Below are 24211 nucleotides of genomic sequence, written 5' to 3'. Positions count from 1 at the left end.
GAGGCCCCCACCTCGGAAGCCCCCACCCGAGGCCCCCACCTCGGAAGGCGCCCCACCCAGTGGCCCCCGCCCCGCACCGCGCGGGCGGGGGCCCGCGGCCGGTCCGCCGGCCGCCGCCGTCCTGAGTTCCGCCGTGAGGAGTTGGGAATGCACCTGAGGACACCACACCTGAGGAACCGACGCCCGCCTGTCCCGCACCCCGCCGTCCCGCACCCCGCCGTCCCGCACCCCGCCGTCCCGCACCCCGCCGTCCCGCACCCCGCCGTCCCGCACCCCGCCGTCCCGCGCGAGCCGGCACCCCGTACCGGCGCCGCCCGAAAGGCCGCCCGTACCGCCGCCACCGGTACCGCCGCCGCCCGCCCGGAGCCGCGCCGTCCGCGCCGCCGGGCTGCTGCCGTCCTGGCCGTCGCCGCCACGGTCCTCGCGCTCGCCGCGCCGACCCCCTCGGCCGGCGCCCCCGTCGCCGCGACGGACCTCTGCGCCGGCCGGTGCCTCGACATCCTGCCGCCGGGCGAGAACGGCAACGCGACCCTCGCGGACATCCTCGCCAACCGCGCCTTCGGCACCCGCCCGGCCCACACCGACGACCAGCTGGCCCCCTATGCGGCCCTCGCCCAGGCCTACCCCACGCTGACCGCGGCGCAGTTGGGCAGCTTCTTCAACGACGCCTCGTTCGGCGTGCCGGCCGGCCAGGTGGCCGGCAGCATCAGTCCCCGCCCGGACGTCACCATCGTCCGCGACAAGGCCACCGGCGTCCCGCACATCACCGGCACCACCCGCTACGGCACCGAGTACGGCGCCGGGTACGCGGCCGCCCAGGACCGCCTCTGGGTGATGGACCTGTTCCGCCACGTCGGCCGCGGCCAGCTCTCCGGCTTCGCCGGCGGGGCCATCGCCAACCGGCAGTTGGAGCAGAGCTTCTGGCAGGCCGCTCCCTACACCGAGGCCGAACTCCAGCAACAGGTGGACACCGCGTTCGGTACCGGCCCCCGCGCCCGGCAGGCCCTCGCCGACGCCCAGGCCTACCTGGACGGCATCAACACCTACATCGACAAGGTCTACCGCGACCGGACCTTCCCCGGCGAGTACGACCTGACCGGCCACATCGACTGGTTCACCAACGCGGGCGGGATCGACCACTTCCAGCTGACCGACCTGGTGGCCCTGGCCTCCGTCGTCGGCGCCCTGTTCGGCTCCGGCGGCGGCGGTGAACTCGCCTCCGCACAGGTGAAGTCGGCCGCCGTGGCGACGTACGGACCGGCCGCCGGCGATGCGCTCTGGTCCTCGTTGCGCGAGGCCGACGACCCCGAGGCGGTGCGGACCCTGCACGACGGGCAGAGCTTCCCGTACGCGCAGCCCCCCGCGAACCCGCAGGGCACCGCGCTGCCCGATCCCGGCTCGGTCGTGCCCGAGCCGATGGTCCACGACGCCACCGGCACCGGCGCCTCCACCGCGCCGACCGCCGCCGGCGTGCTGCCGGGGAACCTGCTGACCGCCAAGCACGGCATGTCCAACGCCCTGGTGGTGTCGGGGAAGTACACCGACGACGGCCACCCGGTGGCCGTGTTCGGCCCGCAGACCGGCTACTTCGCGCCCCAGCTGCTGATGCTGGAGGAACTCCAGGGCCCCGGCATCAGCGCCCGCGGCGCGGCCTTCGCCGGGCTCAGCTTCTACGTGGAGCTCGGCCGCGGCCAGGACTACGCCTGGAGCGCCACCTCCGCCGGCCAGGACATCACCGACACGTACGCCGTGCCGCTCTGCACGACCGACGGCACCCCCGCGACCCTCGCCGCCAACTCCTACCTGTGGCACGGGACCTGCACGCCGATGGAGCGGCTGGAGCGGAAGAACGCCTGGGCGCCGACCACCGCCGACGGCACCGCGGCGGGCTCGTACACGCTGGTGATGAACCGGACGGCGTACGGGCTGGTCCAGGCCCGGGGGACGATCGGCGGACAGCCCGTCGCCTTCACCTCGCTGCGCTCCACCTACCGCCACGAGGCCGACTCGATCGTGGGCTTCCAGATGCTCAACGACCCGTCCGCGGTGCACGATCCGGCGAGCTTCCAGCAGGCCGCGCAGAACATCAACTACACCTTCAACTGGTTCTACGCGGACTCCGCCCACGCCGCGTACTACAACTCCGGCAGCAACCCGGTGCGCGCGGCCGGGGTCGACCCCGGCCTGCCGGTGCTCGCCCGACCCGCCTACGAGTGGCTGGACTTCGACCCGGTGGCGAACACCGCCCGATACACCACGCCGGACCGGCACCCGCAGTCCGTCGACCAGGACTACTACATCTCCTGGAACAACAAGCAGGCGGACGGCGTGGGCCCGGCCGGCTTCGGCAACGGCTCGGTGCACCGGGGGGACCTGTTGGACGACCGGGTGAAGGCGCTGGTCACGGGTGGGACGAAGGTCGGGAGGGCCGCGTTGGTCCAGGCGATGGAGAGCGCGGCGCTGACCGACCTGCGGGCCGAGGACGTGCTGCCCGACCTGCTGCGGGTGATCCGCAGCGCACCGGTGACCGATCCGGCGCAGGCCGCCGCGGTGCAGAGGCTGGCGGCCTGGCAGGCTGCGGGCGGGCTGCGGCGGGAGACCTCGGCCGGCAGCCACGGCTACGCCGACGCGGAGGCGATCCGGATCCTGGACGCCTGGTGGCCGCTGCTGGCCGAGGCCGAGTTCCGTCCGGGGATGGGCGATCCGCTGTTCGCGGCGCTGACCGGCGCGCTCCAGATCAACGAGTCGCCCTCCGGCGGCCAGAGCGGCCCGCTCGGCGGCGGCCCGGTCTCCGCCAACGAGTCGGTGCCGCACAAGGGGTCCGCCTTCCAGTACGGCTGGTGGAGCTATGTCGACAAGGACCTGAGGGCCGTCCTCGGCGAGCCGGTGGCCGGCCCGCTGGCCCGGCCGTTCTGCGGCGGCGGCGACCTGGGCGCCTGCCGGCAGGCCCTGCTGGACAGTCTCAAGCAGGCCGCCGGCCGGACCGCCGCCCAGGTCTACCCCGGCGACGCCGACTGCGCGGCCGGCGACCAGTGGTGCGCCGACACCATCGTCCAGCGTCCGCTGGGCGGGGTGACCGACGCAAAGACCACCTGGCAGAACCGGCCGACGTACCAGCAGGTGGTGCAGTTCCAGAGCCACCGCTGACCGTCCGCGGCCCGCGCCCCTCCGGCCGGTACGGGGGAGGGGCGCGGTGCGGGCCGGGCCGGGATCAGCCGTGGAGGAGGGCGACGTCCTCCTGGTACGCCTCGAGGACGGCCCGGCGCTTGACTTTCAGCGAGGGCGTGAGCAGGCCGCGCTCCTCGGTGAAGTCGCCCGCCACGATCCGTACCCGGCCGTCGCCGGCCCGGGCGCGCGCTGGGTGGGCCACACGGTGGGTGGGCCGCGCGGTGGCTACGGGCGGGGAGCGGCGGGGGCCTCGGTCGCGGCCGGCCCCTCGGGGGCGTGGTAGCTCTCGCCCTTGGCCCGTCGCTCCAGGCCGATCCACATCATGTTCATCAACCGGCCTGCGGTGACCTGCGGTTGCTCGCCGGGGACGGCGAGCGCCCACTCGGCCAGCGCGTCCGCGGCGCCGACCAGGGCGTGCGCGACGGCGGCGGACTCCCGGCGCAGCGCGGCGTAGTCGCTGCCGTCGCCGCCGCGGGCGGGCAACTCCATCGACTGGCGGACCAGTTCGGTGACGGTGTCGATGATCTCCGAGCGGGACCTGGCGACCTGGGCAGCCAGCGAGTCGCTCTGGCTGCGGGCCTGTTGGTAGAGCACCACCCAGCTGGCCCGGTGCTCGGCCACGTAGGTGAAGAAGGCGGTCAGCCCGTGCCAGAGCCGGTCGGCCGGGTCGTCGCCGCGGTTCAGCGCCGCCGAGCCGATGGCGTTGACCAGGCGGTCGGCCTCCCGCGCGATGCACGCGCCGAAGATCTCCTCCTTGGATCCCAGGTACAGGTACAGCAGCGGCTTCGAGACCTGGGCGCCCTCGGCCACCTCGTCCATCGAGGCGGCATGGAACCCGTGCCGGGAGAAGACCTGCACGGCGGCGTCGAGCATCTGCTGTTCGCGCACCTTGCGGGGCAGCCGCTTGCGGCTGGGTTGCGGATCCATCGTGCAAGGGTATCCAACGGCTTCCTGAACTTACCGATCAGTAAACTTACTCTCGAGTAAGAATGCACTGAAGACCTTCAGCCTCGACCTGACCGACGATCAGAGGCGGCCGACGGATGGGTGATCACCGGTCAGAAGGCCTGGATCACCAACGGCGGGATCGCCGGGTGCACGTGGTGGTGGCCTCGGTGGACCCGTCGCTCGGCGCGCGCGGCCAGGCGGCGTTCATCGTCCCGCCGGGCACCCGGGGCCTGGCCGCCAGGTCCGCCGACGTCTTCCTGGACGAGGTCCGCGTCCCCGGGCACTGCGTGCTCGGCGGGAGGAGAAGCTCGACGAGCGCCTCGCCCGGGTCCGTGAGGGCGGCGCGGGCCGCGGGCAGGCGGCGATGGCCACCTTCGAGCTGAGCCGCCGACGGTCGGTGCACAGGTGCACAGGCGCACAGGCGCACAGGCGCTCGGGATCGCCCGGGCCGCGTACGAGTACGCGCTCGAGTACGCGGGGCAGCGCGTGCAGTTCGGCCGGTGGAGCGCTGCACCGGGACAGCAAGATCTACACCATCTTCGAGGGCACCAGCGAGATCCAGCGCCCCGTGATCTCCCGAGCCATCTCGGGCCTGCCGATCCGGTAGCGGACCTGTGCCGGCCGGGGCGCCGCCGTTCGTCCCGGGACGACACGGGGGAGTCCGGCGGCGGATGAAGCGCGCCATCCGGGTCGATCGGCCGAAAATGGGGCGATCACTCCCGAACCAGGACCGGGCCGCCGCCGGGCCTACCAGGGCCGAGGCCGTTCGGGAGGAGCGGACCCCGGCCCGGCGGCCGGGCCCGGTGGACGCCGGGTGCCCGCCCGGCGGCCGGGCCGGTGGAGCGGACGAGGGAGCTGGCGTGGGAGCGATGGCACGGTTCGGCGAACGGCTCAGGGAGCACGCCGGTGACCGCCCGGTCCTGCGGCGGTGGCCGAGCTGGGGTGCCGCCGCCGGGGCGGTGCTGTTCTACTGCCTGTCGCTCACACCGTCCATGCTGCCCCGCTCCTGGTGGCTGCAGGGCGCGGAGGCCGGGGTGACCGCCGCGATCGGGTACGGCTTCGGCGCGCTGCTCGGGGCGCTCGCGCGCCGGCTCGGGGCCCGGCCCGGGCCGCAGGTGCGCCGGATCGCCTGGGCCGTGCTGGCGGTCGTGGGCAGCGTCCTGGTGATCGCGGTGACGGCGCGGAGCGTCCGCTGGCAGGGGGATGTCCGGCGGGCGGTCACGCTGCCTCCGGAGATCTCCTGGTGGCGGTGGTCCCTGGTGCCGGTGCTGGCGCTGCTGGTGCTGGCGCTGGTCGTGCTGGTGGCCCGGCTGCTCCGGCTCGGCACCCGGATCGTCGTGCACGCCCTGGGCCAGGTGGTGCCGGGGGCGGTGGCGGCGGGCGCCGGGGTCGTGGTGGTGGCGGTGCTGGTGGTCGGTTTCGTCCAGGGGTTCCTGCTGTCCGGGGTGCTGAGCGTGGTCGAGGGCGCGGCCTCGCTGACCGACGAGGGGACGACGCCCGGCATCGTCCAGCCGCAGCTGCCGACCCTGTCGGGCAGCCCGGCCTCGCTGGAGTCCTGGCAGAGCCTCGGGTCCAAGGGCCGGGACTTCGTCGGCACCGCCGCGACCAAGGCCGAGCTGACGGCCTTCGCCGGCCACGAGGCCGTGGACCCCGTCCGGGTCTACGTCGGCCTGCGGGCCGCCGACACGCTGCAGGGGCGGGCGGACCTGGCCGTCGCCGAGCTGGAGCGCACCGGCGGGTTCAGCCGCAAGGTGCTCGCCGTGATGGCCACCACCGGCAGCGGCTGGATCAACAAGCAGGCCAGCGGGCCGCTGGAGTACATGTACGCGGGGGACAGCGCGATGGTGGCGATCCAGTACTCCTACCTGCCGAGCTGGGTCTCCGTCCTGACCGAGGACGAGGCCGTCGACGCCGGGCGGGCGCTGTTCGACGCCGTGCACGCCAAGTGGGCGACGCTTCCCGCCGCCGGCCGTCCGCGCCTGGTGGTGTTCGGCGAGAGCCTGGGCTCCTTCGCCACCGAGAAGGCCTTCGACGGGCAGCTGGACCGGCTGGCGACGGAGACCGACGGCGCCCTGCTGGTCGGCCCGACGTACGACAACCCGCTGTGGAAGCGGGTCACCGCCGACCGCGAGCCCGGCAGCCCGGTCTGGCGCCCGGTCTTCGAGGACGGCCGCTCGGTGCGCTTCGCCCAGGTGCCGGCGGACCTGGACGTCCCGGCCCGGCCCTGGGACGGGACCCGGATCGTCTACCTGCAGAACGGGTCCGACCCGATCGTCTGGTGGAGCCCGTCGATGCTGTTCAGCCGGCCGGAATGGCTGGAGGACCCGCGCGCCAAGGACGTCTCCCCGGCGATGCGCTGGTACCCGGTGGTCACCTTCTGGCAGGTGGTCTGCGACCTGATGGGCGCCAACAACGTGCCGCCGGGCTTCGGTCACCGCTACGGGACGCTCCCCACCGACGCCTGGGCGGCGATCGCGGCGCCGCCGGGCTGGACGGCCGCCGACACCGCGCGGCTGGCCGCGCTGATGGGCTCCTGAGGGCCGCGCCCGGCCCGCCCTCGCCGGGTCAGCCGGCCGGCCCTCGCCGGGTCAGCCGACCGGTCCGGGCGGGGCGCCTTTACCCAGGTGGACGTCGGGCGCGCCGCGCGGCGGGGGCGGCGTCGTGGGAGCGACCTGCGGCCGTGCCTGCGGTGGGGGTGGGTGCGGCGGGGGCGCGGCCGGGCCGGCGGTCAGCCCGGCGGCGGGCCGGAACGGGCGCCCGGCCTGCGCGCAGCGCTGCTCGAACCCCGGCGGGAGCCAGCCGCCGGTCAGCAGCCGGGGATGCGCGGGGAAGGACGTCAGCGCGGCGCGGACGAACATCAGCGACGCCCACGGCGTCTGCAGCTGGACGGTGGTGTACCCGCCGCCGTAGATGTCGTGGAACCCGGCCTCGAACAGGTCGGGGCCGGAAAGCTCGATCGACTCCAGGCCGTCCCAGGACAGGTGCAGCGGGCACTGCGGGTGGCCGAAGAACACGTGCCGGTCGGTGACCGTGAGCTCGCCCGTCCCGTCCAGCAGCCAGCGCGGCCGGGCGGCCAGTTCGGCGTTGCGCCGCCGGTTGGCGTTGCCGATCGCCGAGGCGGCCAGCGTGCCGATCACGAAGGCGGGCCCGCCGATCGCGAAGGTCGAGTTGTGCTGGTAACTGCCGTCGCCGAGCGGGCGCCAGCCCAGCCGGTGCGCCGGGCCCACCGCGAGCGCCCGCTCGCCCGGCTCCAGCCGGGCCCGGGTGGCCACCGGCGGTCGCTGGGCGAGCCGGCCGGCGTGGAGGTCCGCGAGGATCTCGCAGGTGTGCCAGAGGTACTCGTCCAGCACGGACCAGGCCGGCGCCTGGGGCAGCGGGGCCCCGCCGTACGCCGGTCCATGGGTGTATGCCATGTACTGCTTCCCCCCGGGAGCATGGGTGTCGTGTGCGCAGGTCGTCGGCGGCGGACGGCGCCCGCCCAATCTAGCGCGTCGGCCGGGGGCTCCGGGCGGATCAGCGGACGGTCCGTCAGGTGAGCACGCGCAGCGCGAACCCGGTCACGATGCCCAGGGCGTTGGTGGCCCAGTGCAGGCCGGCCGGGGCGAGCAGGCTGCCGCTGCGCCGCCGCAGTTCGCAGAAGAGGACCCCGGCCAGGCCGGTGAACAGGACGGTGCCGATCTCCACGACCACCACGCCGAGCACCGAGTCGCCGAACAGCGGGTTGAGGGCGGGCTTGTCGTCGGAGAGGTGCAGCGAGGGCAGGATGTGCCAGAGCCCGAAAAGGAGGGAGGAGCCGATGGTGGCGACCTTGACGTCCCACTCCTTGCGGAGCAGGCCGTAGAGCACGCCCCGGAAGGCGACCTCCTCCAGCAGGACGGTGCCCAGCGGGATCCGGACCAGCACCTGGAAGGCGACCGTGGCGCCGCTGTCGCCCTCGGTGCGACGGTCGGTGAACAGATCCCGGGTCGGCGGGAACAGGGCCCCCACCAGATAGACCGCGGCGACCAGGCCGATCAGGACGCCCGCCCAACGGGCGCCGCGACCCCAGCCGGCCCGGTCCAGGCCGGCGTCGGCCCAGGTCCCGCCGGCCAGGCGCAGCACGCCGAGCAGCACGGCGGCGGTCAGCGGCGCGGTGATCAGGTAGGCCCCGGGGGCGAGCCGGTTGTTGAGCAGGTTGACCAGCACCAGGACCAGCACGGTGACGGCCACGCCGGTCCGTACGCCGATCACGCCGCCGGCGCCCGGCTCGCTGCTCCCTCGATGCACTGTCGCCTCCTCACGGCCCGCTCTCCATCCTCGGGGCTGCGGGCCGGGATCGCCCGGGGGCGTGCCGGTGGGCGGGCCGGTGGGCGGGTCGGCGGAGAGGCCGGCCGGGGCGGTGGAGCGCCCGGCCGGCCTCGGCCGTCGTACCGGCGGGGCCGGGCGGTGGGACGAGGAGGGCGGTGCGGCGTGATCAGGCGGCGTGATCAGGCGGCGGGCAGCGCGGCGGCCCGGCGCCGGCGGAGCTGCAGTGCGGCGGCGACCAGCACGGTGACCGCGCCGAGCAGGCCGACCGCCGCCGCCAGGCTCCCCGCTGCGGGGGCCAGCCCGAGCAGGACCAGCGGGCAGATGAACTCGCCGAGGAAGAAGGCGGCGTTCCAGAGCCCGGTGCCCCGGCCGCGGTCGGCGAAGTCGAGCAGCGCCATCGCGCGGGTGAGCAGGGTCGGCAGCAGCATGCCGCCGCCCAGGCAGTTGAGGACGGCGCCGGCCACCAGGACGGGCATGCTGTCGGCGAGCCACATCACGCCGAAGCCGGCCGCGCAGAGCGCGAGCACGGCGGGCAGCAGCCGCTCGGCGTGGTCGGCGAGGCGGGTGAAGGTGAACGCGCCGATCACGGTGGCCACGCTGGCGGTGGCGGTGGCCAGGCCGATGGTGCTGGAGGCGGTGATGCCGAGGTCGTCCAGCAGGTTCGAGGTCATCACGGGCACGGTGTAGAAGACCACCGCGCCGAAGAAGGTGAGCGCGCAGGGGCCGGCCATCCGCCGCCAGGGGAAGGGGCTGGGGGCGTCCTGCGGGGAGGGAGCGGCGGCGGGCGTCGCGGCGCGGTCCGGGGTCGTCAGCACGGTGGCCATCAGCGGGGCCAGCAGCAGGCTCACCGCGTACGCCCAGAAGGGGGCGCGCCAGCCGGCCTCGCCGATCGCGCCGCCGACGGCGAAGAAGGCGGTGGCGGACAGGGCGCTGCAGATGGTCTGCAGGGCGAGGTAGCGTTCGCGCTGCTTGCCGGAGTAGTAGTCGCCGATCAGGGTGGTGCAGCAGGTCATGATGGCGGCTTCGACGATGCCGAGCAGGGCCCGGCTGGCGACGACGGCGCCCAGCGAGTCGAGCCAGAGCGGCGCGGTGCCGATCGGGGCGTAGAGCAGGCTGGCGCCGATCAGCAGGCGCTTGCGGCCGAGCCGGTCGACCAGCAGGCCGGCGAAGGGGGCCAGCAGGCCGAGGGCCAGGGCGGGGATCGTGAGCGCGACCGGCACCAGGGCCTTCGCGCCCGCGGTGGAGGCGAAGTGGTCCTGCATCTTGGGCAGCAGCGGGGCGATCAGGACGGCCCCGAGGATGGGCAGGCAGCTGCCGGCCATCAGTACGGCGGCCTGCAGGCGCGAGGCGGTGTGGGCCTCGGGGGTGGGCGGGGCCGCCTGGTCGATGGTGGCGGTCGTGGGGGAGGGCACGGTGAGTCTCCGTCAATGGGCGGGTTCGGTAAAGGTGAGGTATACACATAACCCTTTCGTCGTACCAACGTGGTGTCAGGTAGTGAACATCCGAGGCACGTTCGACGGATCTTCCTGTACCGCTCCGCAGCAGACGGCGCGACCGGGCGGGGCGCGACCGGACGCAGGACGCGACCGGACGGGCGGAGCGGACGGTCGGCGAGCCCGACCGTCCGCTCCGCCCGCCCACCCCTCGCAGGTCAGCCGAGTTGCCCCACCAGTGCGGCGATCCGGGCCGCCGCCGTGCCCGGCCCGGTCGGACCGGTGAACGACACCGCGGACAGCTCCGGCAGACGGCTGTGGCTCAACGCCGCCTCCTGGTACCGGAAGCAGCCGAAGTGCCAGTTGAGGATGCCGGCCATCCAGTCCTCCAGCTCGCGCACATAGCCGTCCAGGACCGCCCTGGCCTCCCGTGTCAGCTTGAAGTCGTCGTACAGCACCGGGAGTTCGTGCTCCACGACGTGCTGGAACTGCCGCATCCGGGAGTTCATCAGGTCGTCCACGATCGCGAGCGCCGTCGGGTAGTCGCAGTCGAAGAAGTTCTGCACCACGAGGACGCCGTTGTGCACCTCGCCCTCGTACTCGATCTCCTTCTGGTACGAGAACACGTCGTTGATCAGGCAGGCGTAGTCCGCCGCCGAGTTCTCCAGCGAGCGCAGCGGCCCGCTGCGGTAGATCTCCGGCGGCACCTGCCGGCCGTGCGCGAGCCGGCACAGACTCATCGTCAGGTCGGAGCCGAAGGTCTTGCGGCGCATCTCCAGGTAGTCCACCGGGTCGGGGACGCGGTTCTGCGCCTGGTTGGCCAGCTCCCAGAGCCAGCTCTCGATCATGTCCTCGACGGCGGTGCGGAACTTCGCCCGGGCATCCGGCGCCATCGGCCCGGCGGTCCTGGTCCACAGGTCCGCCAGACCGCGCTCCAGCGCGTTGGCGGGGGCCGGCGCGACGGCCCCGTCCAGCGGCATGAACAGCGAGAGCCGGGCGTTGCAGGCCTTGGCGCCGATCAGGTCGCGGGGGCGGCCGTAGACCACCGGGTAGTAGTCGTCCCCGTAGGTGCCCCAGGCCAGCCAGGCGGAAGTCAGGTCGAGTTCGGCCAGGGTGGCGTCCGGGTGGATGCCCGCCGAGCAGAGCGGCAGGTCGATGTCGGCGGCCCGCTTCTCGTCCCAGACGTGCGAGGCCGGGATGCCGGGCTGCGGCTGGAGCAGGCCCATCCGGCGGCACCAGTCGACGGTGTTGCGCCGGGAGGCGTCCAGGTGCGGGCTCAGCCGCAGTTCGAACGGCATCCGGAAGTCCGGCAGCCGGGACGGCCCGACCGGGCGGTGCGGTACGTGCGTGAAGCTCCGGGCCCGGCCCGGGCCGACCGAGGCGCCCAGGCGGGTGAGGTCCAGCGCCGAGGTCCCGAGCGATCCGGCGCCGTACGGCGACCAACTCGTGGGCGCCGTGCCGGAGCCGCCGCCGTTCATGTACCGGCTGGAGCGCATGTGCCACTCGTGGCCGCCCGACTGCCAGTCCTGCAGCCCCTTGACGTACGCCAGCACCCGCGCGCAGGCCAGCGGGTCGAGGCCGTGCTCGGCGAAGAGCGGGGCCAGCTCCGTCACGCAGGTGTTCTCGAACTGGTGCAGGCGCGAGGTGAGCAGCTCGTTGACCGCGTCGGCGGCCTCCTGGGTGGTGCAGCCGAGGAAGGTCTCCAGGACCAGGACGCCGTTGCTGCGCTCGCCCTCCTCCTCGGTCTCCCGCTGGTAGGAGAACAGGTCGTTGCGCAGGTGCACGCCGTCCGAGAAGGTGTCCTTGAGCACCCGCATCGGCCGGGAGGCGGCGATCACGGCCGGCACCTCGGCGCCGACCGCGTGCTCGATCAGGCCCGCCGACCAGGGCGCGCCGCCGACCTTGCGGCGCATCTCGATGTACTCGACCGGGTTGGGCGTGCGGCCGGCGTTGATGTTCGAGAGCTCCCAGAGCGACTCGTTGAGCAGGTGCTCGGTGCTCTCCGCGAACCGGGCCCGCCAGTCGGCGGACATGCTGGGTACCGTCCTGGTCCAGAGGTCCGCGAGACCGGCCTCGACCGGGTTGGTCGGCGCGGGCACCTCGGCGCCGAGGTCCAGCGGCATGAAGGCCGGCAGGCGGTCCAGGTAGGCCTTGCCGCCCTCGCGGTCCTGGGAGCGCTTGAAGATCTCCAGGAAGTGGTCGTCGAAGAAGAACACCCACACGTACCAGTCGGTCACCAGGGCGAGTTCCTCGGCCGAGGCGTCCGGGTGGGTGTAGGCGCAGAGCAGGGCGTAGTCGTGCGAGTCGAGGTCGTGCTCGTCCCAGATGCCGGAGCCTTCCACCATGCCCATCGAACGGGCCCAGGCCTTGGTGTGGGTGCGGGCGTGCTCCAGGTGCGGGTTCAGCCGGGCGGGGTGGGGGAGGTAGAACTCCGGCAGCTGGAAGGGCTGCGCGGGAGCGGATTTCGCGGACCCGGCCGCTTTCGTGGGGTCTGCTTTCGCGGGGTCTGCTTTCGCGGGGTCCTTTTTCGCGGGCCCGGCCGCCCCGGGGCTCGGCAGGCCCGGAACGGCGAGGCCGGGAATCGGGGCGCCGGGAATCGCCGGGGCGGAGTCCGCCGGCCGGGCGGGCGTCGGGCGCGGGTGCAGCAGGGTGGGGTTGGTGAGCCGGGGATTGGTGAGGCCCGGCCCCGGGAGCCCGGGGCCGCCGGGAACCGGGAGGCCGGGGCCGGGGCCGCCGGGGCCCGGCGGGCCGGCGACGGCGAGGTGCGGATTCGTCTGATCGGGCTGCGTCATGGGTGCCGTTTCTGATGCCGTGTCATCCGTTCGGCTCAGCATTACCCGGGCCCCCGAAGGCGTATCCGGCAACAGAAACAGTCATATCACCGGACAAAAATGGGGCCCCGCCGCATGCGGGGCCCCACCAGGTCGAACAGGTCGGAATCAGTTCCGGCGCACCGGACGGGCGTACGAGGGCATCAGTACGGACGTACGAGGAAATGCGCCGCGCCCGGAATTCCGACCTTCAGCAGCTCGTCCTCCTCGGGCGTGGTCGCGGTGCCGGTCTCCTGCTTGAGGATCGCGCGGGACAGGCTCTGCACCCACATCGCGCGCGGGCGGCGGCGGGCCTCCCAGGCGGCCAGGGCCCCGGCCACGTCCGGCGCGGTGTCCAGGCTCTCGGCCAGCACCAGGGCGTCCTCCACGGCCATCGCGGCGCCCTGGGCCAGGTGCGGCGTGCTGGCGTGCGCGGCGTCGCCGGCCAGCGCCACCCGGCCGACGTACCAGGCGTCCTCGACGGTGACCTGGGAGATCCGCGAGTACACCACCGCGGCCGGGTCGGTGACGTGGGTCAGGGCCGCGGCCACCGGGCCGGCGAAGGAGGTGAGGCGCTCGGCGAGCTGCTCGTGGGCGCGCTCCGGGTCCGGCCGGAAGTCCTCGGCCTCGGCGAACACCGTGCCCAGGTACATCAGGTCCTCGGTGATCGGGGTCAGCAGCGCCTTGGCGTTCCGGTTGCCGGCGCTCATCACCACGCCCCGGACCTCGGGGTCGCGCGGCACGGTGACCCGCCAGTTGGCGAAGCCGGTGTACTCGGGCTCGAAGCGGTCCCCGTACAGGCGCTTGCGCAGCGGCGAGCCGATGCCGTCGAAGCCGACCACCAGGTCCCAGCGGCCCGAGCTGCCGTCGGAGAGGGTGACGTCGACCCCCTCGCCGTCGTCGGCCAGGTCGGTGATGGTGGTGCCGAACCGGATCTTCGCGCCCGCCTCGGCGGCCGCCCGGCCGAGCACCTTCGCCAGCGCCGGGCGGGGGATGCCGTTGTTCGACGGGGCGTCCGCCATCCGCGGCTGCGGGATCTTGGCGAGGGTGGCGCCGGCCGGGTCGCAGATGGTCAGCACCTCCCACTCGAAGCCCGCCGCCAGGCACTCCTCCAGGACGCCGATCTCGCGCATCACGTGCAGCGCGTTGGAGGGCTGGATGATGCCGACGCCGAGGGCGTCGAGCTCGTCGCGCAGCTCGGCGACGTCGACCTGGTGGCCGCGCCGGGCCAGTGCGGTGGCCAGGGTCAGGCCGCCGATGCCGCCGCCGTGGATCAGGACGCGCAGGGGAGAGGACATGACGGGGGTCTCCAAGGGGGTGGGTCAGCCGACGGGTGCGGCCAGCGGTGCGGGCAGGGTCATCAGGTGGTCGACCAGGGCGAGCAGCAGGTCGCGGCCGAAGACCCGTTCGCGGACGTCGCCGAGCAGCAGCGGCACCTGCGGGTCGAGGTCCAGGGCGGCCCTGATCTCCTCCGGGGTGCGCGTGTTGCGACCGTGGAAGCAGTTGATCGCGACGACGAAGGGGATGCCCCGGCTCTCGAAGAAGTCGATCGACGCGAAGCTGCTCTCCACCCGGCGGGTGTCGACGATGACGACGCCGCCCAGGGCGCCGTTCACCAGGTCGTTCCACATGAACCAGAAGCGCTCCTGGCCCGGTGTGCCGAAGAGGTAGACCACCAGCTCGGAGCTGATGGTGATCCGGCCGAAGTCGAGGGCGACGGTGGTGGTGTCCTTGTTGTCGACGCCGCTCAGGTCGTCGACGCCGATGCTGGCCCGGGTCAGGTACTCCTCGGTGCGCAGCGGTGCGACCTCGCTGAGGGCGCCCACCAGGGTGGTCTTGCCCACGCCGAAGCCGCCCGCGATCAGGATCTTGACGGCGGCGGGTGCCGTCTGGCTGTTCGTCCCGATGGTCATGTTCTTCAGAGTCTCCGGAGTCCTTCGCGAACGGCCGTGAGCAGGCCGAGGTTCACGCCGCCGCCGCCCGCGGCCACCGAGAGCGGGGCGCGGGCGAGCAGCAGGCCCTGGGCGATCAGGTCGCCCAGCAGGATCTTGGTCACCGAGATCGGCAGGTTGAGACCGGCGGCCACCTCGGCCACCGCGGCCGGGCGGCGGCAGCGGTCCAGGATCAGGCGGTGCTCGGGCTGGAGCCCGCGCGGGGTCCGGCCGGCTCGGCCGAACTCCGCGCGGGGGCCGTCCTGGACGGTCGTCAGCACGGTGATGAGGGTGAGGTCGTCACGCTCCGGGGCGGTCCGGCCCCGGGTGATGGTGTACGGGCGCACCATCGTGCCCGACAGGTCGTCGTCCTCCTCCTCGTCGCTCCAGTGCGGCCTCACCCTCGGCCACCCCGGGCGGCGAACGCGTCGAACTCCGAGCGGGCCGGGGTGGTCAGCTTCTGGCCGACCTGCTGGACGAGGGTGTGCATGGCCACCGACATGACCTCGGCGTCGACGTCCTGCGAGGCCACCACCGCGAGGTGGGTGCCCTGAGCGGCCGCGATGATGAACAGCCAGAGGTCGGCGAGCTCGACGATCACCTGGTGGACCTGGCCGCCGTCGAAGAGCTGTCCGACACCGCGGGCCAGGCTCTGCTGGCCGGTGGCGACGGCGGCGAGCCGCTCGGCGTCCGACCGGTCGATGCTGCGGGAGTGGCTGACCACCAGGCCGTCGTCGGAGAGCAGAACGGCGTGCCGGGTTCCGGCCACCGAGTCGACGAGTCCGTCCAGCAGCCAGTCCAGGTCCTGATGGGTGGCTATCGTGCGCGTCATGTCCGGTCTTCCGTCCTAGGGGTGTTGGGATCCGTCCGCGGTCCGTCCCACGGGGACGGGCTCGGGGCGGGAACTGCGGGGTGCTGCTGGGTTCCGGTGTCCTCGCCCTGGCCGCGCGCGGCCCGGGACTGTCGCTGGAAGGCGCCGATGGCGGCCCCGGACCGGCGTGGTGCCGGACTGCGGAAGACGTCCTCGGCGGGGGGCGGGGCCTGCGCGGGCAGACCCTGCCCGGGTGGCGGCAACCGGAGTTCGGCGGCCAGGTGGGCCTGCCGGACCCGGCGCGGCAGCGGCTTCTCGTCGGCGGTCAGAGCCTCGCCGGACTGCCCGCCGTGGCCGTACGCGTCGGGCGGCGAGGCCCAGGAGGGCCGGGCCGCCGGCCGGTCGTGCCCGGTGGGGGCGTGCTCGGTGTACGGGTGGGTGGCGCCGCGGTGGCGGTCGTCGGCGTACCCGGCGGCCGGTCCGTCGTGCTCCGGGTAGCCGAAGGCGGGCGCCGGGTCGGCCTCGCCCGGGAACCGGTCGGGCGTGTAGCCGCCGGTCGGGAAGCCGTCCGCGGGGAAGCCGGGGACGGGCAGCCGGGGCGTCATCGGCCCGTCCGTCCCGAACCCGTCGGCCGCGAACCGGTCGCCGGCGAAGCCGTCAGCCGCCGGGGCGTCCGTCCCGAAGCCGGGGGCCGGGAACCCGTCCGTCCCGAAGCCGGCGGCCGGCCGGCTGCGCCGCGGACGGCCCGCGCCGGAGTACTGGGCCTCGGCGAACTCGGCCTCGGCGTAGGTGGGTTCGGCGAATCCGGGCTCACGGTGATCGGCTTCCGGCAGTTCGGGCAGCGACAGCACGGTCGCCATCGGCTCGGGCAGCGCGGCCGGTACGCCGGCCAGCGCCCGCCCCCGGTTGCGGGCGGGCAGCGGGATCGGCTCGACGGGTACGGCGTTCTCGTGCTCCGGATTCCCGTCCGAGACCAGCTCGGCCGGGACGAGCACGACGACCCGGGTGCCGCCGAAGGCGGACGGGCGGAACTCCACCCGCAGGCCGGAGTTGGCGGCGAGCCGGGCCACCACGTAGAAGCCGAGCCGGATGTCGTCGGCCTTGGCCAGCACGTCCATCCGGGGCGGCCGGCTCATCAGCTCGTTGGCCGCGGCGAACTGCTCCGGGTCCATGCCCAGGCCGCGGTCCTCGATCTCGATGGCCAGGCCGCGTCCGACGACGGCGGCCCGCACCTCGACGGGCGTGGGCGGCCGGGAGAAGGTGGCGGCGTTCTCCATCAGCTCGGCGAGCACGTGCGCGACCGGGCCGACCGCGCGCTCGGACAGCCACGGGCTGCCCTCGACGTCCAGCATGATCCGGCGGTAGTCCTGCACCTCGCCCTGGGCGGAGCGGAGCACGTCGAGCAGCGGGACGGGCTTGCGCCAGCGGCGCTGGGGCTGGCCGCCGGCGAGGATCACCAGGTTCTCCTCGTAGCGGCGCAGCCGGGCGGTCAGGTGGTCGAGGTCGAAGAGGCCCTCCAGGACCTCCGGGTCCTCGTGCCGGCGCTCCAGCTCGTCCAGCTTCTTGAGCTGGAGGCCGATCAGCAGCTGGGTGCGGCGGGCGATCCGCTGGAGCAGCCGCTCGAAGCCGCGGTACTGGTCGGCCTGCCGGACGGCGGTCTCCAGGGCGCTGGTGCGCGCGAGGTTGAGCGCGTGGCCGAGCTGGCCGAGCTCGTCGCTCGCGGTGGCCTCGCCCTGGTCGCCGACGGCCCGGCTCTCGGCCTCGACGTCGACCTGCTCGCCGCGGCCGAGGCGTTCCACCACCTCGGGCAGGGTGCGCTCCAGCTCCTGGGCCTGGCCCTGCAGTTCGAGGATCCGGCGGCGCAGCGAGCGGGTCAGGCGCCAGGTGGTGATGATCACGGCGACGACCGCGAGCAGGCCGACCAGGCTGGTCAGCGCGACCTTGACGAGCAGGGCGATGGTGGTCGACTTGCCGACCTCCACCACGCCGGCGGTGCGGGTCTCCATCAGCTTCACCAGCTGCGGGTTGACCTGGTCGACGGCCTGGCGCCACTGGTCCTGGAGCGGCGGGAGCTTGACACCGCCGCCGGCCTCGGTGGCGGCCGGGCGCATCAGCGCCTGCTCGACGGCGGCCTTGGCCTGCCAGGCGGCGCTGTTGGTCAGCGTCTGCCAGGCCGGCGCCTCGGCGGCCGGCAGGTACGGGGTGATCTTCGTGGTGATCAGGAAGGACTGGTTGCCGATGGACTGCTGGACCAGCTGGAGGTCCGCGGTGCTCAGTTTCCCGCTCTGCCAGCCGCGGGCCAGCACGGCGTCCTCGCGGGCGAGCATCTCCTTGGCCCAGAAGGCGTCGACCAGGGCCCGGGAGATGTACGTCATCTCACCGTTGTCCACGTGGCTGAGCGCGGTGAACAGCGAGAGGTCCACCGAGATGAGGTCGGTGTAGTAGCTGAACACGGCCTGCTGGTCGGCCGAGCCGCGGTCGATCATGGCGCGCTGCGCGGGCAGCTGCGTCATCGCCTGGCGGGCCTGGAACACCGCCGTCCGGACCTCGGCCGGGGCGTCCGCGGCGACGTCCTCGGAGAGCGCCTGGAAGGTCCGGACGGCCTCGTCGGTGAGCTGGCGCTGGCGGCGCAGCGCCTCGGTGGACGCGCCCGGGTCGACCAGCGCCTCGGCGCTGAGCCGGCGTTCCTCCTGGAGGTTGTAGTACACGATGTTGGACGGCTGTCCGGCCTTCTGGGCCAGCAGCCCCTGGCCGGCCTGCCGCTGGAAGTCGAAGATGGTCTGACCGCTGGTCACCGCCCACAGCGCGGCGAGCGCGAGGCCGGGTACCACCGCCAGGACGAGGAGCGCCGTTCGCAGGGACAGCCTGGGGGGCTTCTTTCCGGCTCTGCCGCCTCTGGGGCTCGGCGGCCCGGCGGCCGCCCCCTGACCAGGTGAAGCGGTCCGCCGATTGGCACGCGCGCGCAGAGCATTCTCCTCTGGGATGGCGGTGGTCCGTCGGGACGACCGTCTGGAGTATGGCTTTTGACGAAGCGATACTAGTCATACTGTGTTACGGGAGTGAAAGTGCGCCCGTCCTATGGACGTCGGGCGGGCATCACCCGAGGTGGCCTCCACGGTTCGTGCACGTTGTCCAGACCTGTCAACTCCACGGGCCCGGACCGATGTACATGCCGGAGCGCGCCGGCACCCGCCCGACGAGGTCCCGCGCCCGGCGGAACGCCTCCGGTCGGGGCGTCAGCACCCGCGTCCCCAACAGGACCTGGCCGGGCGTCGGCCGATCCGGCGAGACCCCTGGCCGCAATCGGCGCTGGTCGTCCGGCGCCCGTCCGGCCGGTGCGCCGGGGCCCGGGCACGCCGGACGTTGCGGGGGACCACCCGCGGCGCTGCGTACGGGGATCGCGCCCCGGTGCCGGCCCGCTCCCGGGCGGGGAGCGGCCGGCGCCCACGGGCGGGGCGACGGAGGACCTCGTCGCCCCGCCCCGAGGCCGTGGTCACTCCCGGGTACCGGTCCCCGGGGCCGACCGGGTGTCGACCTGTCCGGTACCGGTCCCCGGGGCCGACCGGGTGTCGACCCGTCGTCCTCGTGCTCCGGGGACGGCCCGACGGGAGTCCGGCCTGCGCGGGGCCTCCGGCGCCCCGGGAGTGCGCCGGAACCGGCCGAAACCGGCCTGCCGGGCGAGCTCGGATCGGCCCCCGCCCGCAGTAGGGTTGACGTACCGAGGACGTTGCGGACGCCGGCATCCGGACCGGCGTCGCCCCCGGACAGTCACCCGGTTCGTCGAGAGCCGGAGACGGGCACGCCATGGCCACCGACCGCACCTTCCCGTACCCGATCTTCCAGGCGCCCGGTCTGCTCGGTCCGGTGGACCGCCGCGGCGCGCGGTTCACCCTCGATCCCTCGCTCTCCCACACCGGCATGTTCGACGGCGCCTGGTGGCCGCGCTCGCGCGAGCTGGGCCGCGAACTGCCCGCCCTGATCACCGCGCTGCGCCGCCGGGTCGGCCCGATCCTGCACGTCGGCGTCGAGCGGACGGCCTGGCACACGGTGCCGGACCGGGTCACCGTCGACGGGCGGGTCGTACGCGTCAACTGCTTCTCCTCCAGCGTCCACACCATCGGCGTCGGCGGCGGGCACCAGGACCACTTCCTGCTGCTGGTCGTCCCGCCGCGGACCCGCCCGACCGTGGCCCGCACCGCGATGGCCTCGGCGGCCTCTCCCGGCAACAGCACCCTGGCGGCCCGGATCCTCACCGCCGCGTCCCTGGCCCGGCCCGCCGCGGCGGCCCGCACCACCCGGCGCAACGCCACGTCGAGCTGGCCGCCGCCGTGGCCGCCGCCGTGGCCCGTCCCGCTGCCGCCCGGGCCGCAGCCGTTGCCGCCGCTGCCGCAGCCCGGCGGCTGACCGGCGGGCGAGCGACGGGCGACCGGGGGCGGGGACGGGCGGTCGGGTCTGCCGGGGCGTGTGCTCAGGTCCCCGCCGCGGGCTCGTCCGGGCCGGTGCCGAGGCGTTCGACGGCGACCATCGCGGCGTCGTCGTCGAGGTGTCCGCCGGCGTGCGCGAGCAGGTCGCGGCGCAGCTGTGCGAGCAGCGCGGCCGGGTGTTCCCCGGCCCAGCGGCCGATCCGTTCGTCGAGGGGGTAGAAGCTCCGTGCGGAGTCACGGGCCTCGATCACGCCGTCGGTGTACATCAGCAGCCGGTCGCCGGGCCCGAACGGGAAGACCTCCACCTGGTAGCCGTCCGGCGTCAGGTCGCCGAGCCCGAGCGGCGGGGCCGGGCGGCGGGCGGTGAGGGCGGTGACGGTGCCCCGGCGCAGCAGCAGCGGCGGCGGGTGGCCGCAGTCGACCATCCGGATCTCGGTGCCGTCGTCAGGGATGTCGAGGATCACCGCGGTGATGAACGACTCGCCCGGATCTTCGCCCGGGTCGTCGGCCGCGGCGGGCTGGGCGAGGTCCCAGCAGATGCTGCCGTCCAGGTAGGTCGCCAGCTCGGGCAGGGTGGAGTGCAGGTGCGCGGCCGCCCGGAAGGCGCCGAGCAGCAGCGCGGCGTCGCCGAGCGAGGCCAGCCCCTTGCCGCGGACGTCGCCCACCAGCAGGCGGGTGCCGGTCGGGGTCCGGGCGACGGCGTAGAGGTCCCCGCCGATCTGCGCCTCGGCCTCGGCGGCGAGGTAGACCGAGGCCAGCCGCAGCGGTCCGATCCGGTCGGGCAGCGGGCGCAGCAGGACCCGCTGGGCGGCCTCGGAGACCGAGCGGACCTGGTGCAGCTCCCGCTCGTGCCGGTCGCGGAGCACGCGCAGCAGCACGATGAAGGCCGACACCCCGATCAGGGCGGCGACCTGCGCCAGGTGGTTGGCCGTGGTCAGCCCGTCCCGGAACAGGCCGATCAGGACCTGCGCGGCGATTGCCAGCAGCGCCGCCACGGTGGTGGCCCGGGCGCCGCCGAAGGAGGCGGCCAGGGCGGGCGCCACGATCAGCAGCGGCCCCAGGTGGATCTCCGGCGGCGCGAGGATGTCGACGACGGTGATGGCCACGATCAGCACGAGCGGGATCACCTGCAGTGCACGGCCGGGCCGCCACCACCCAAGGCGTCCGGGGGAGCTCTGCTGTGGGGACACGTCTCCTCTGTACACCGGGCCCGTGCACGGCGCCATGCGGCTCGCGGTCGGTGCCCCGGGCGGCGGGCCGGCGGGCGGGGTTCGGACGGGCGGTGGGCCGGCGGACGGTGGGTCAGTCCGCCGCGCCGTAGCGGGCCAGGTAGTCGGCGAACCGCGCGACGTCCTCGTCGTCCCAGTCGGTGAACCGCTCGGTGAAGGAGAGCCGCCGCTGCTCGGCGGCCTCCCGCAGCAGGGTCAGACCGGCCTCGGTGGGGCGCAGGATCTGGCCGCGCTGGTCGTCCGGGTCGGCCTCGCGGACCAGCAGCCCGAGCTTCTCCAGCGCGCCGACCTGCCGGCTCACGGTCGACTTGTCGAGCATGAAGTACGAGGCGACGTCGGCGGCCCGGCAGCCGCCGCGCTCGTTCATCAGGTCCAGGATGCTGTAGGTGACGAGCGAGAGGTCCGGGTGGAGCTGCGAGGCCTTGTGCCGGGCACGCCGGGCGAAGGCGGTGAGCTCCCGCTGGATGGTGTCGATCGACGACTCGCGGCCGCTCACGGGCACCTCCTCGGCTTCGGGCGGACCGGCTGCGCGGTGCCGCGGACACGGTGTTGCACAGTACAACGCCGGACGGGATCGGGCCTGCTCAGGGGGTGGGCCGCCAGGCGCGGGCGGCGGCGATCCGGCGCACCGCGCTGGGGTGGGTGGCGAACAGCAGCTCCAGCACCCGCGGCGGGTCGACGTCCGACACGTTGGCCACCGCCAGCCTGCGCTGCATCGCGATGAACCGCTCGCGATCCCCGGTGAGATCCAGTGCGTGCCGGTCCGCCCGCGCCTCCACCCGCCGGCTGACCGCGCACTGCGGCGGGCCGGCCAGCGCGCCGATCAGCGCCGCGCAGGCGGCCATCAGCGGCAGCACCCGCGGATCGGCGGCGGAGTCGGCGCCGGCCGTCGAGAGCAGCGGCTCCCAGCTCGTGAGCAGCCCCAGCGCGCAGACCGCCAGGGCCGCCCCGAGCGCGCCGAGCAGCGTCCCGGTCAGCACGTCCCTGGCCTTCACATGGCCCAGCTCGTGCGCCACCACCAGCTCCACCTCGCCCGGGTCGGCGGTGCTCAGCAGGGTGTCGTACGCGACGATCCGGCGGGTGGCGCCGAGACCGGAGACGTACGCGTTGAGGGCGGTGGTCCGGCGGGAGGCGTCGGCCACCAGCACGTCCCGCACCCGGACGCCGTCCCGGGCCGCCAGCGCCAGCAGGGCCTCCCGCTGCGGCCCGGGCGGCATCGGCGCGAAGCGGTTGAACACCGGCTCGACCACCAGCGGGAACAGGAAGGACAGCGCGGCGGTCAGCAGCGCGGCGCCGGCCGCCGCCGGGATCCACCAGCCGTCGGGGGAGTGCTCGGTCAGGGCGAACAGCACCAGTACCACGGGCAGGGCCAGCGCCAGGGTCAGGGCCAGGCCGCGCAGGGCGTCCGCGGCCCAGCCGCCCCAGCCCTGGGTGACCAGCCCGTACTCCCGCCGGACGGCGGTCACCCGGGCTCCGAACGGCAGCGCGACGGCCTGGCCGAGCAGGACCAGGGCGGCCGTCCCGGCCAGCACCGTGGCCGTCCGGCCGCCGCCGAACAGCCCGCCGGCCGCCGTCACCAGGCCTGCCCCGGCCGGGGTGAGGCCCAGCCCCAGCGAGAGCGCCAGCCCGGCCAGCCGCCCGCCGAGCGCCCAGGGGGACTGCGCGCGGCGCAGCGCGCGGCCGCGGGCGCGCTCGGCGGGGGTGAAGTCGGCCGCCCCCGGTGCGGGGTCGGTGCCAGGTGCGGGGCCGGTGTCCGTGTCCGTACGCATTCCACTCCCCGGGCTCGTGGGCCGGCAGCTGCCGGGTCCAGGATCGCGCACCGGCGGGGTCGCGCGCACCGCCGCGTCCGGCCCCGGGCCGCTCCCGGGTGGGGCGCGCCGGGGCCGCCGGGCGCCGCGCCGGCGCCGTGGGCGCCCGGCGACGTGCCGGTTCATGTGGAGGCGGAGTGAAGGGCACAAGGCCGGGTGGCGTAGTCTGTCCGCGCTCTTGCCAACCCCCGGGGGGACTCCATGCGCCGCGTCGCGCCCGTGCTCGCACTGCTGCTCGCCCTCGCCCCGGTGGCCGCCTGCGGACCCGACGACCCGCCCCGCGACCGTGCCGCGGACGCGAAGCCGGCCCCCACCAGCGCCCCGGCCACCACCGCCTCCCCGTCGGCCGCACCCCGGCCGGAGGGCGTGATCACGGTGGCCTTCGCCGGTGACGTCCACTTCGAGGGCCGGACCGAGAGCCGCCTGGCCGTCGCGGCGCCCGAGCACGCGCTCGGCCAGATCTCGCAGACCCTCTCCGACGCGGACCTCGCCGTGCTCAACCTGGAGACCGCGATCACCGGGCGCGGCACGCCCGAGCCCAAGCTCTACACCTTCCGCACCTCGCCGAAGGCCCTGGACGCGCTGAAGGACTCCGGCGTCGACGTCGTCTCGCTGGCCAACAACCACGCGGTGGACTTCGGCGCCGACGGCCTGACCGACACCCTGGCCGCCAAGGACGGCTCGCCGATCCCGGTGGTGGGCCTCGGCCGCAACGCCAAGGAGGCCTACGCCCCGTACCTGACGACCGTCCGCGGGGTGAAGGTGGCCGTGGTGGCCGCCAGTCAGGTCGAGGACCTCACCAACCAGAAGTGGCGGGCCGGTGCCACCAAGCCCGGGATAGCCTCGGCACTGGACGTCCCGGCGCTGCTGAAGGCCGTCGAGCAGGCGAAGAAGCAGGCCCCCGTGGTGATCGTCTACCTGCACTGGGGGGACGAGGGCAAGGCCTGCCCGACCACCGCGCAGACCGGGATCGCCAAGAAGCTCGCCACCGCCGGGGCCACCGCCGTGGTCGGCACCCACGCCCACACCATGCTGGGCTCCGGGATGCTCGGCAACACCTACGTCGGCTACGGCTTCGGCAACTTCCTCTGGTACGGCACCTCCGACTACCCGTTCTCCAACGAGACCGGGGTCACCACGCTGACCCTGACCGCGGCCGGCAAGGTCGCCGGCGAGAGCTTCACCCCCGCGCTGGTGGACGACGCCGGGGTGCCGCAGCCGCAGACCGGCGTGGCCGCCACCGCCGCCCTCAAGCGCCGTGACGGCCTGCGCGGCTGCACCGGTCTGGCCGCCGCCCCGGCGGCCCCGGCGGCCCCGGCGCCGTAGGTCCCGGCCCCGCCGTCGCGGCTGCGGGGCGGAGCG

18 protein-coding genes and 1 pseudogene are annotated in these 24211 nt (G+C 74.5%); 5 read left to right on the top strand and 14 right to left on the bottom strand.

The window, feature by feature from the left end:
* Positions 1-147: 147 nt before the first annotated feature.
* The gene (locus OG689_RS11345) at positions 148-3147 is read left to right on the top strand and encodes a penicillin acylase family protein (RefSeq protein ID WP_266319844.1); all 3000 of its coding nucleotides are present in this window, start codon (positions 148-150) and stop codon (positions 3145-3147) included.
* 64 nt (positions 3148-3211) lie between these two features.
* Here the strand turns inward: OG689_RS11345 and OG689_RS11340 are convergent, their stop codons facing one another.
* Positions 3212-3370 carry a hypothetical protein gene (locus OG689_RS11340; protein WP_266327781.1) on the bottom strand — a complete coding sequence of 53 codons (159 nt, stop codon included), beginning with the start codon at positions 3368-3370 and terminating at the stop codon, positions 3212-3214.
* Positions 3371-3393: 23 nt separating this feature from the next.
* On the bottom strand, positions 3394-4095 hold the full coding sequence (locus OG689_RS11335; RefSeq protein WP_266319842.1) for a TetR/AcrR family transcriptional regulator: 702 nt from the start codon (positions 4093-4095) through the stop codon (positions 3394-3396).
* A 102-nt stretch (positions 4096-4197) separates the two neighbouring features.
* Between OG689_RS11335 and OG689_RS11330 the strand changes: the two are divergent.
* Positions 4198-4723, top strand: a pseudogene (locus OG689_RS11330) (acyl-CoA dehydrogenase family protein); the annotation flags it as partial.
* A gap of 262 nt (positions 4724-4985) precedes the next feature.
* A complete protein-coding gene (locus tag OG689_RS11325; protein ID WP_266327022.1) occupies positions 4986-6653 on the top strand; it encodes an alpha/beta hydrolase in 1668 nt (555 codons plus the stop codon).
* A gap of 51 nt (positions 6654-6704) precedes the next feature.
* Here the strand turns inward: OG689_RS11325 and OG689_RS11320 are convergent, their stop codons facing one another.
* The 9 genes from OG689_RS11320 to OG689_RS11280 form a co-directional block, all read right to left on the bottom strand.
* Positions 6705-7529, bottom strand: coding sequence for a hypothetical protein (locus OG689_RS11320; RefSeq protein ID WP_266319840.1), 825 nt, complete (start codon positions 7527-7529; stop codon positions 6705-6707).
* A 115-nt stretch (positions 7530-7644) separates the two neighbouring features.
* A complete protein-coding gene (locus tag OG689_RS11315) occupies positions 7645-8382 on the bottom strand; it encodes a CPBP family intramembrane glutamic endopeptidase (protein ID WP_266319839.1) in 738 nt (245 codons plus the stop codon).
* Positions 8383-8582: 200 nt separating this feature from the next.
* Positions 8583-9725: an MFS transporter gene (locus OG689_RS11310; RefSeq protein WP_266327020.1), complete on the bottom strand. Its 1143-nt coding sequence runs from the start codon at positions 9723-9725 to the stop codon at positions 8583-8585.
* A gap of 329 nt (positions 9726-10054) precedes the next feature.
* On the bottom strand, positions 10055-12628 hold the full coding sequence (locus OG689_RS11305; RefSeq protein ID WP_266319838.1) for a family 2 encapsulin nanocompartment cargo protein terpene cyclase: 2574 nt from the start codon (positions 12626-12628) through the stop codon (positions 10055-10057).
* A gap of 182 nt (positions 12629-12810) precedes the next feature.
* Complete coding sequence (locus OG689_RS11300) at positions 12811-13944, bottom strand: FAD-dependent monooxygenase (RefSeq protein WP_266319836.1); 1134 nt, start codon at positions 13942-13944, stop codon at positions 12811-12813.
* Between the two features lie 24 nt (positions 13945-13968).
* Positions 13969-14559: an ATP/GTP-binding protein gene (locus OG689_RS11295; RefSeq protein WP_266319835.1), complete on the bottom strand. Its 591-nt coding sequence runs from the start codon at positions 14557-14559 to the stop codon at positions 13969-13971.
* A gap of 5 nt (positions 14560-14564) precedes the next feature.
* Positions 14565-14927 carry a DUF742 domain-containing protein gene (locus OG689_RS11290; protein WP_266327018.1) on the bottom strand — a complete coding sequence of 121 codons (363 nt, stop codon included), beginning with the start codon at positions 14925-14927 and terminating at the stop codon, positions 14565-14567.
* Between the two features lie 47 nt (positions 14928-14974).
* Positions 14975-15409, bottom strand: a complete 435-nt coding sequence (locus OG689_RS11285) for a roadblock/LC7 domain-containing protein (protein ID WP_266319834.1) — start codon at positions 15407-15409, stop codon at positions 14975-14977.
* Positions 15406-18219, bottom strand: a complete 2814-nt coding sequence (locus tag OG689_RS11280; RefSeq protein WP_266319833.1) for a nitrate- and nitrite sensing domain-containing protein — start codon at positions 18217-18219, stop codon at positions 15406-15408. Before OG689_RS11280 ends, OG689_RS11285 begins: the two co-directional genes overlap by 4 nt.
* Before the next feature lie 973 nt (positions 18220-19192).
* Here OG689_RS11280 and OG689_RS11275 point away from each other — a divergent pair.
* A complete protein-coding gene (locus tag OG689_RS11275; protein WP_266319831.1) occupies positions 19193-19792 on the top strand; it encodes a DUF5994 family protein in 600 nt (199 codons plus the stop codon).
* A 64-nt stretch (positions 19793-19856) separates the two neighbouring features.
* On the opposite strand, the gene OG689_RS11270 is transcribed toward OG689_RS11275, so the two are convergent.
* The 3 genes from OG689_RS11270 to OG689_RS11260 form a co-directional block, all read right to left on the bottom strand.
* Positions 19857-21002, bottom strand: a complete 1146-nt coding sequence (locus OG689_RS11270) for a PP2C family protein-serine/threonine phosphatase (protein WP_266319829.1) — start codon at positions 21000-21002, stop codon at positions 19857-19859.
* A gap of 112 nt (positions 21003-21114) precedes the next feature.
* Positions 21115-21537, bottom strand: coding sequence for a MarR family winged helix-turn-helix transcriptional regulator (locus tag OG689_RS11265; RefSeq protein ID WP_073922751.1), 423 nt, complete (start codon positions 21535-21537; stop codon positions 21115-21117).
* Between the two features lie 88 nt (positions 21538-21625).
* Entirely contained in the window at positions 21626-22810 is a 1185-nt protein-coding gene (locus tag OG689_RS11260) for a M48 family metalloprotease (RefSeq protein WP_266319827.1), read from the bottom strand.
* 240 nt (positions 22811-23050) lie between these two features.
* On the opposite strand from OG689_RS11260, the gene OG689_RS11255 reads away from it, so the two are divergent.
* Positions 23051-24175, top strand: a complete 1125-nt coding sequence (locus tag OG689_RS11255; RefSeq protein ID WP_266319825.1) for a CapA family protein — start codon at positions 23051-23053, stop codon at positions 24173-24175.
* Positions 24176-24211: the final 36 nt, after the last annotated feature.

Source organism: Kitasatospora sp. NBC_00240, assembly GCF_026342405.1.
Lineage (GTDB): Bacteria > Actinomycetota > Actinomycetes > Streptomycetales > Streptomycetaceae > Kitasatospora.
The sequence above is the reverse complement of the archived record's forward strand: the minus strand, read 5'-3'. Positions and strand labels throughout refer to the sequence as shown.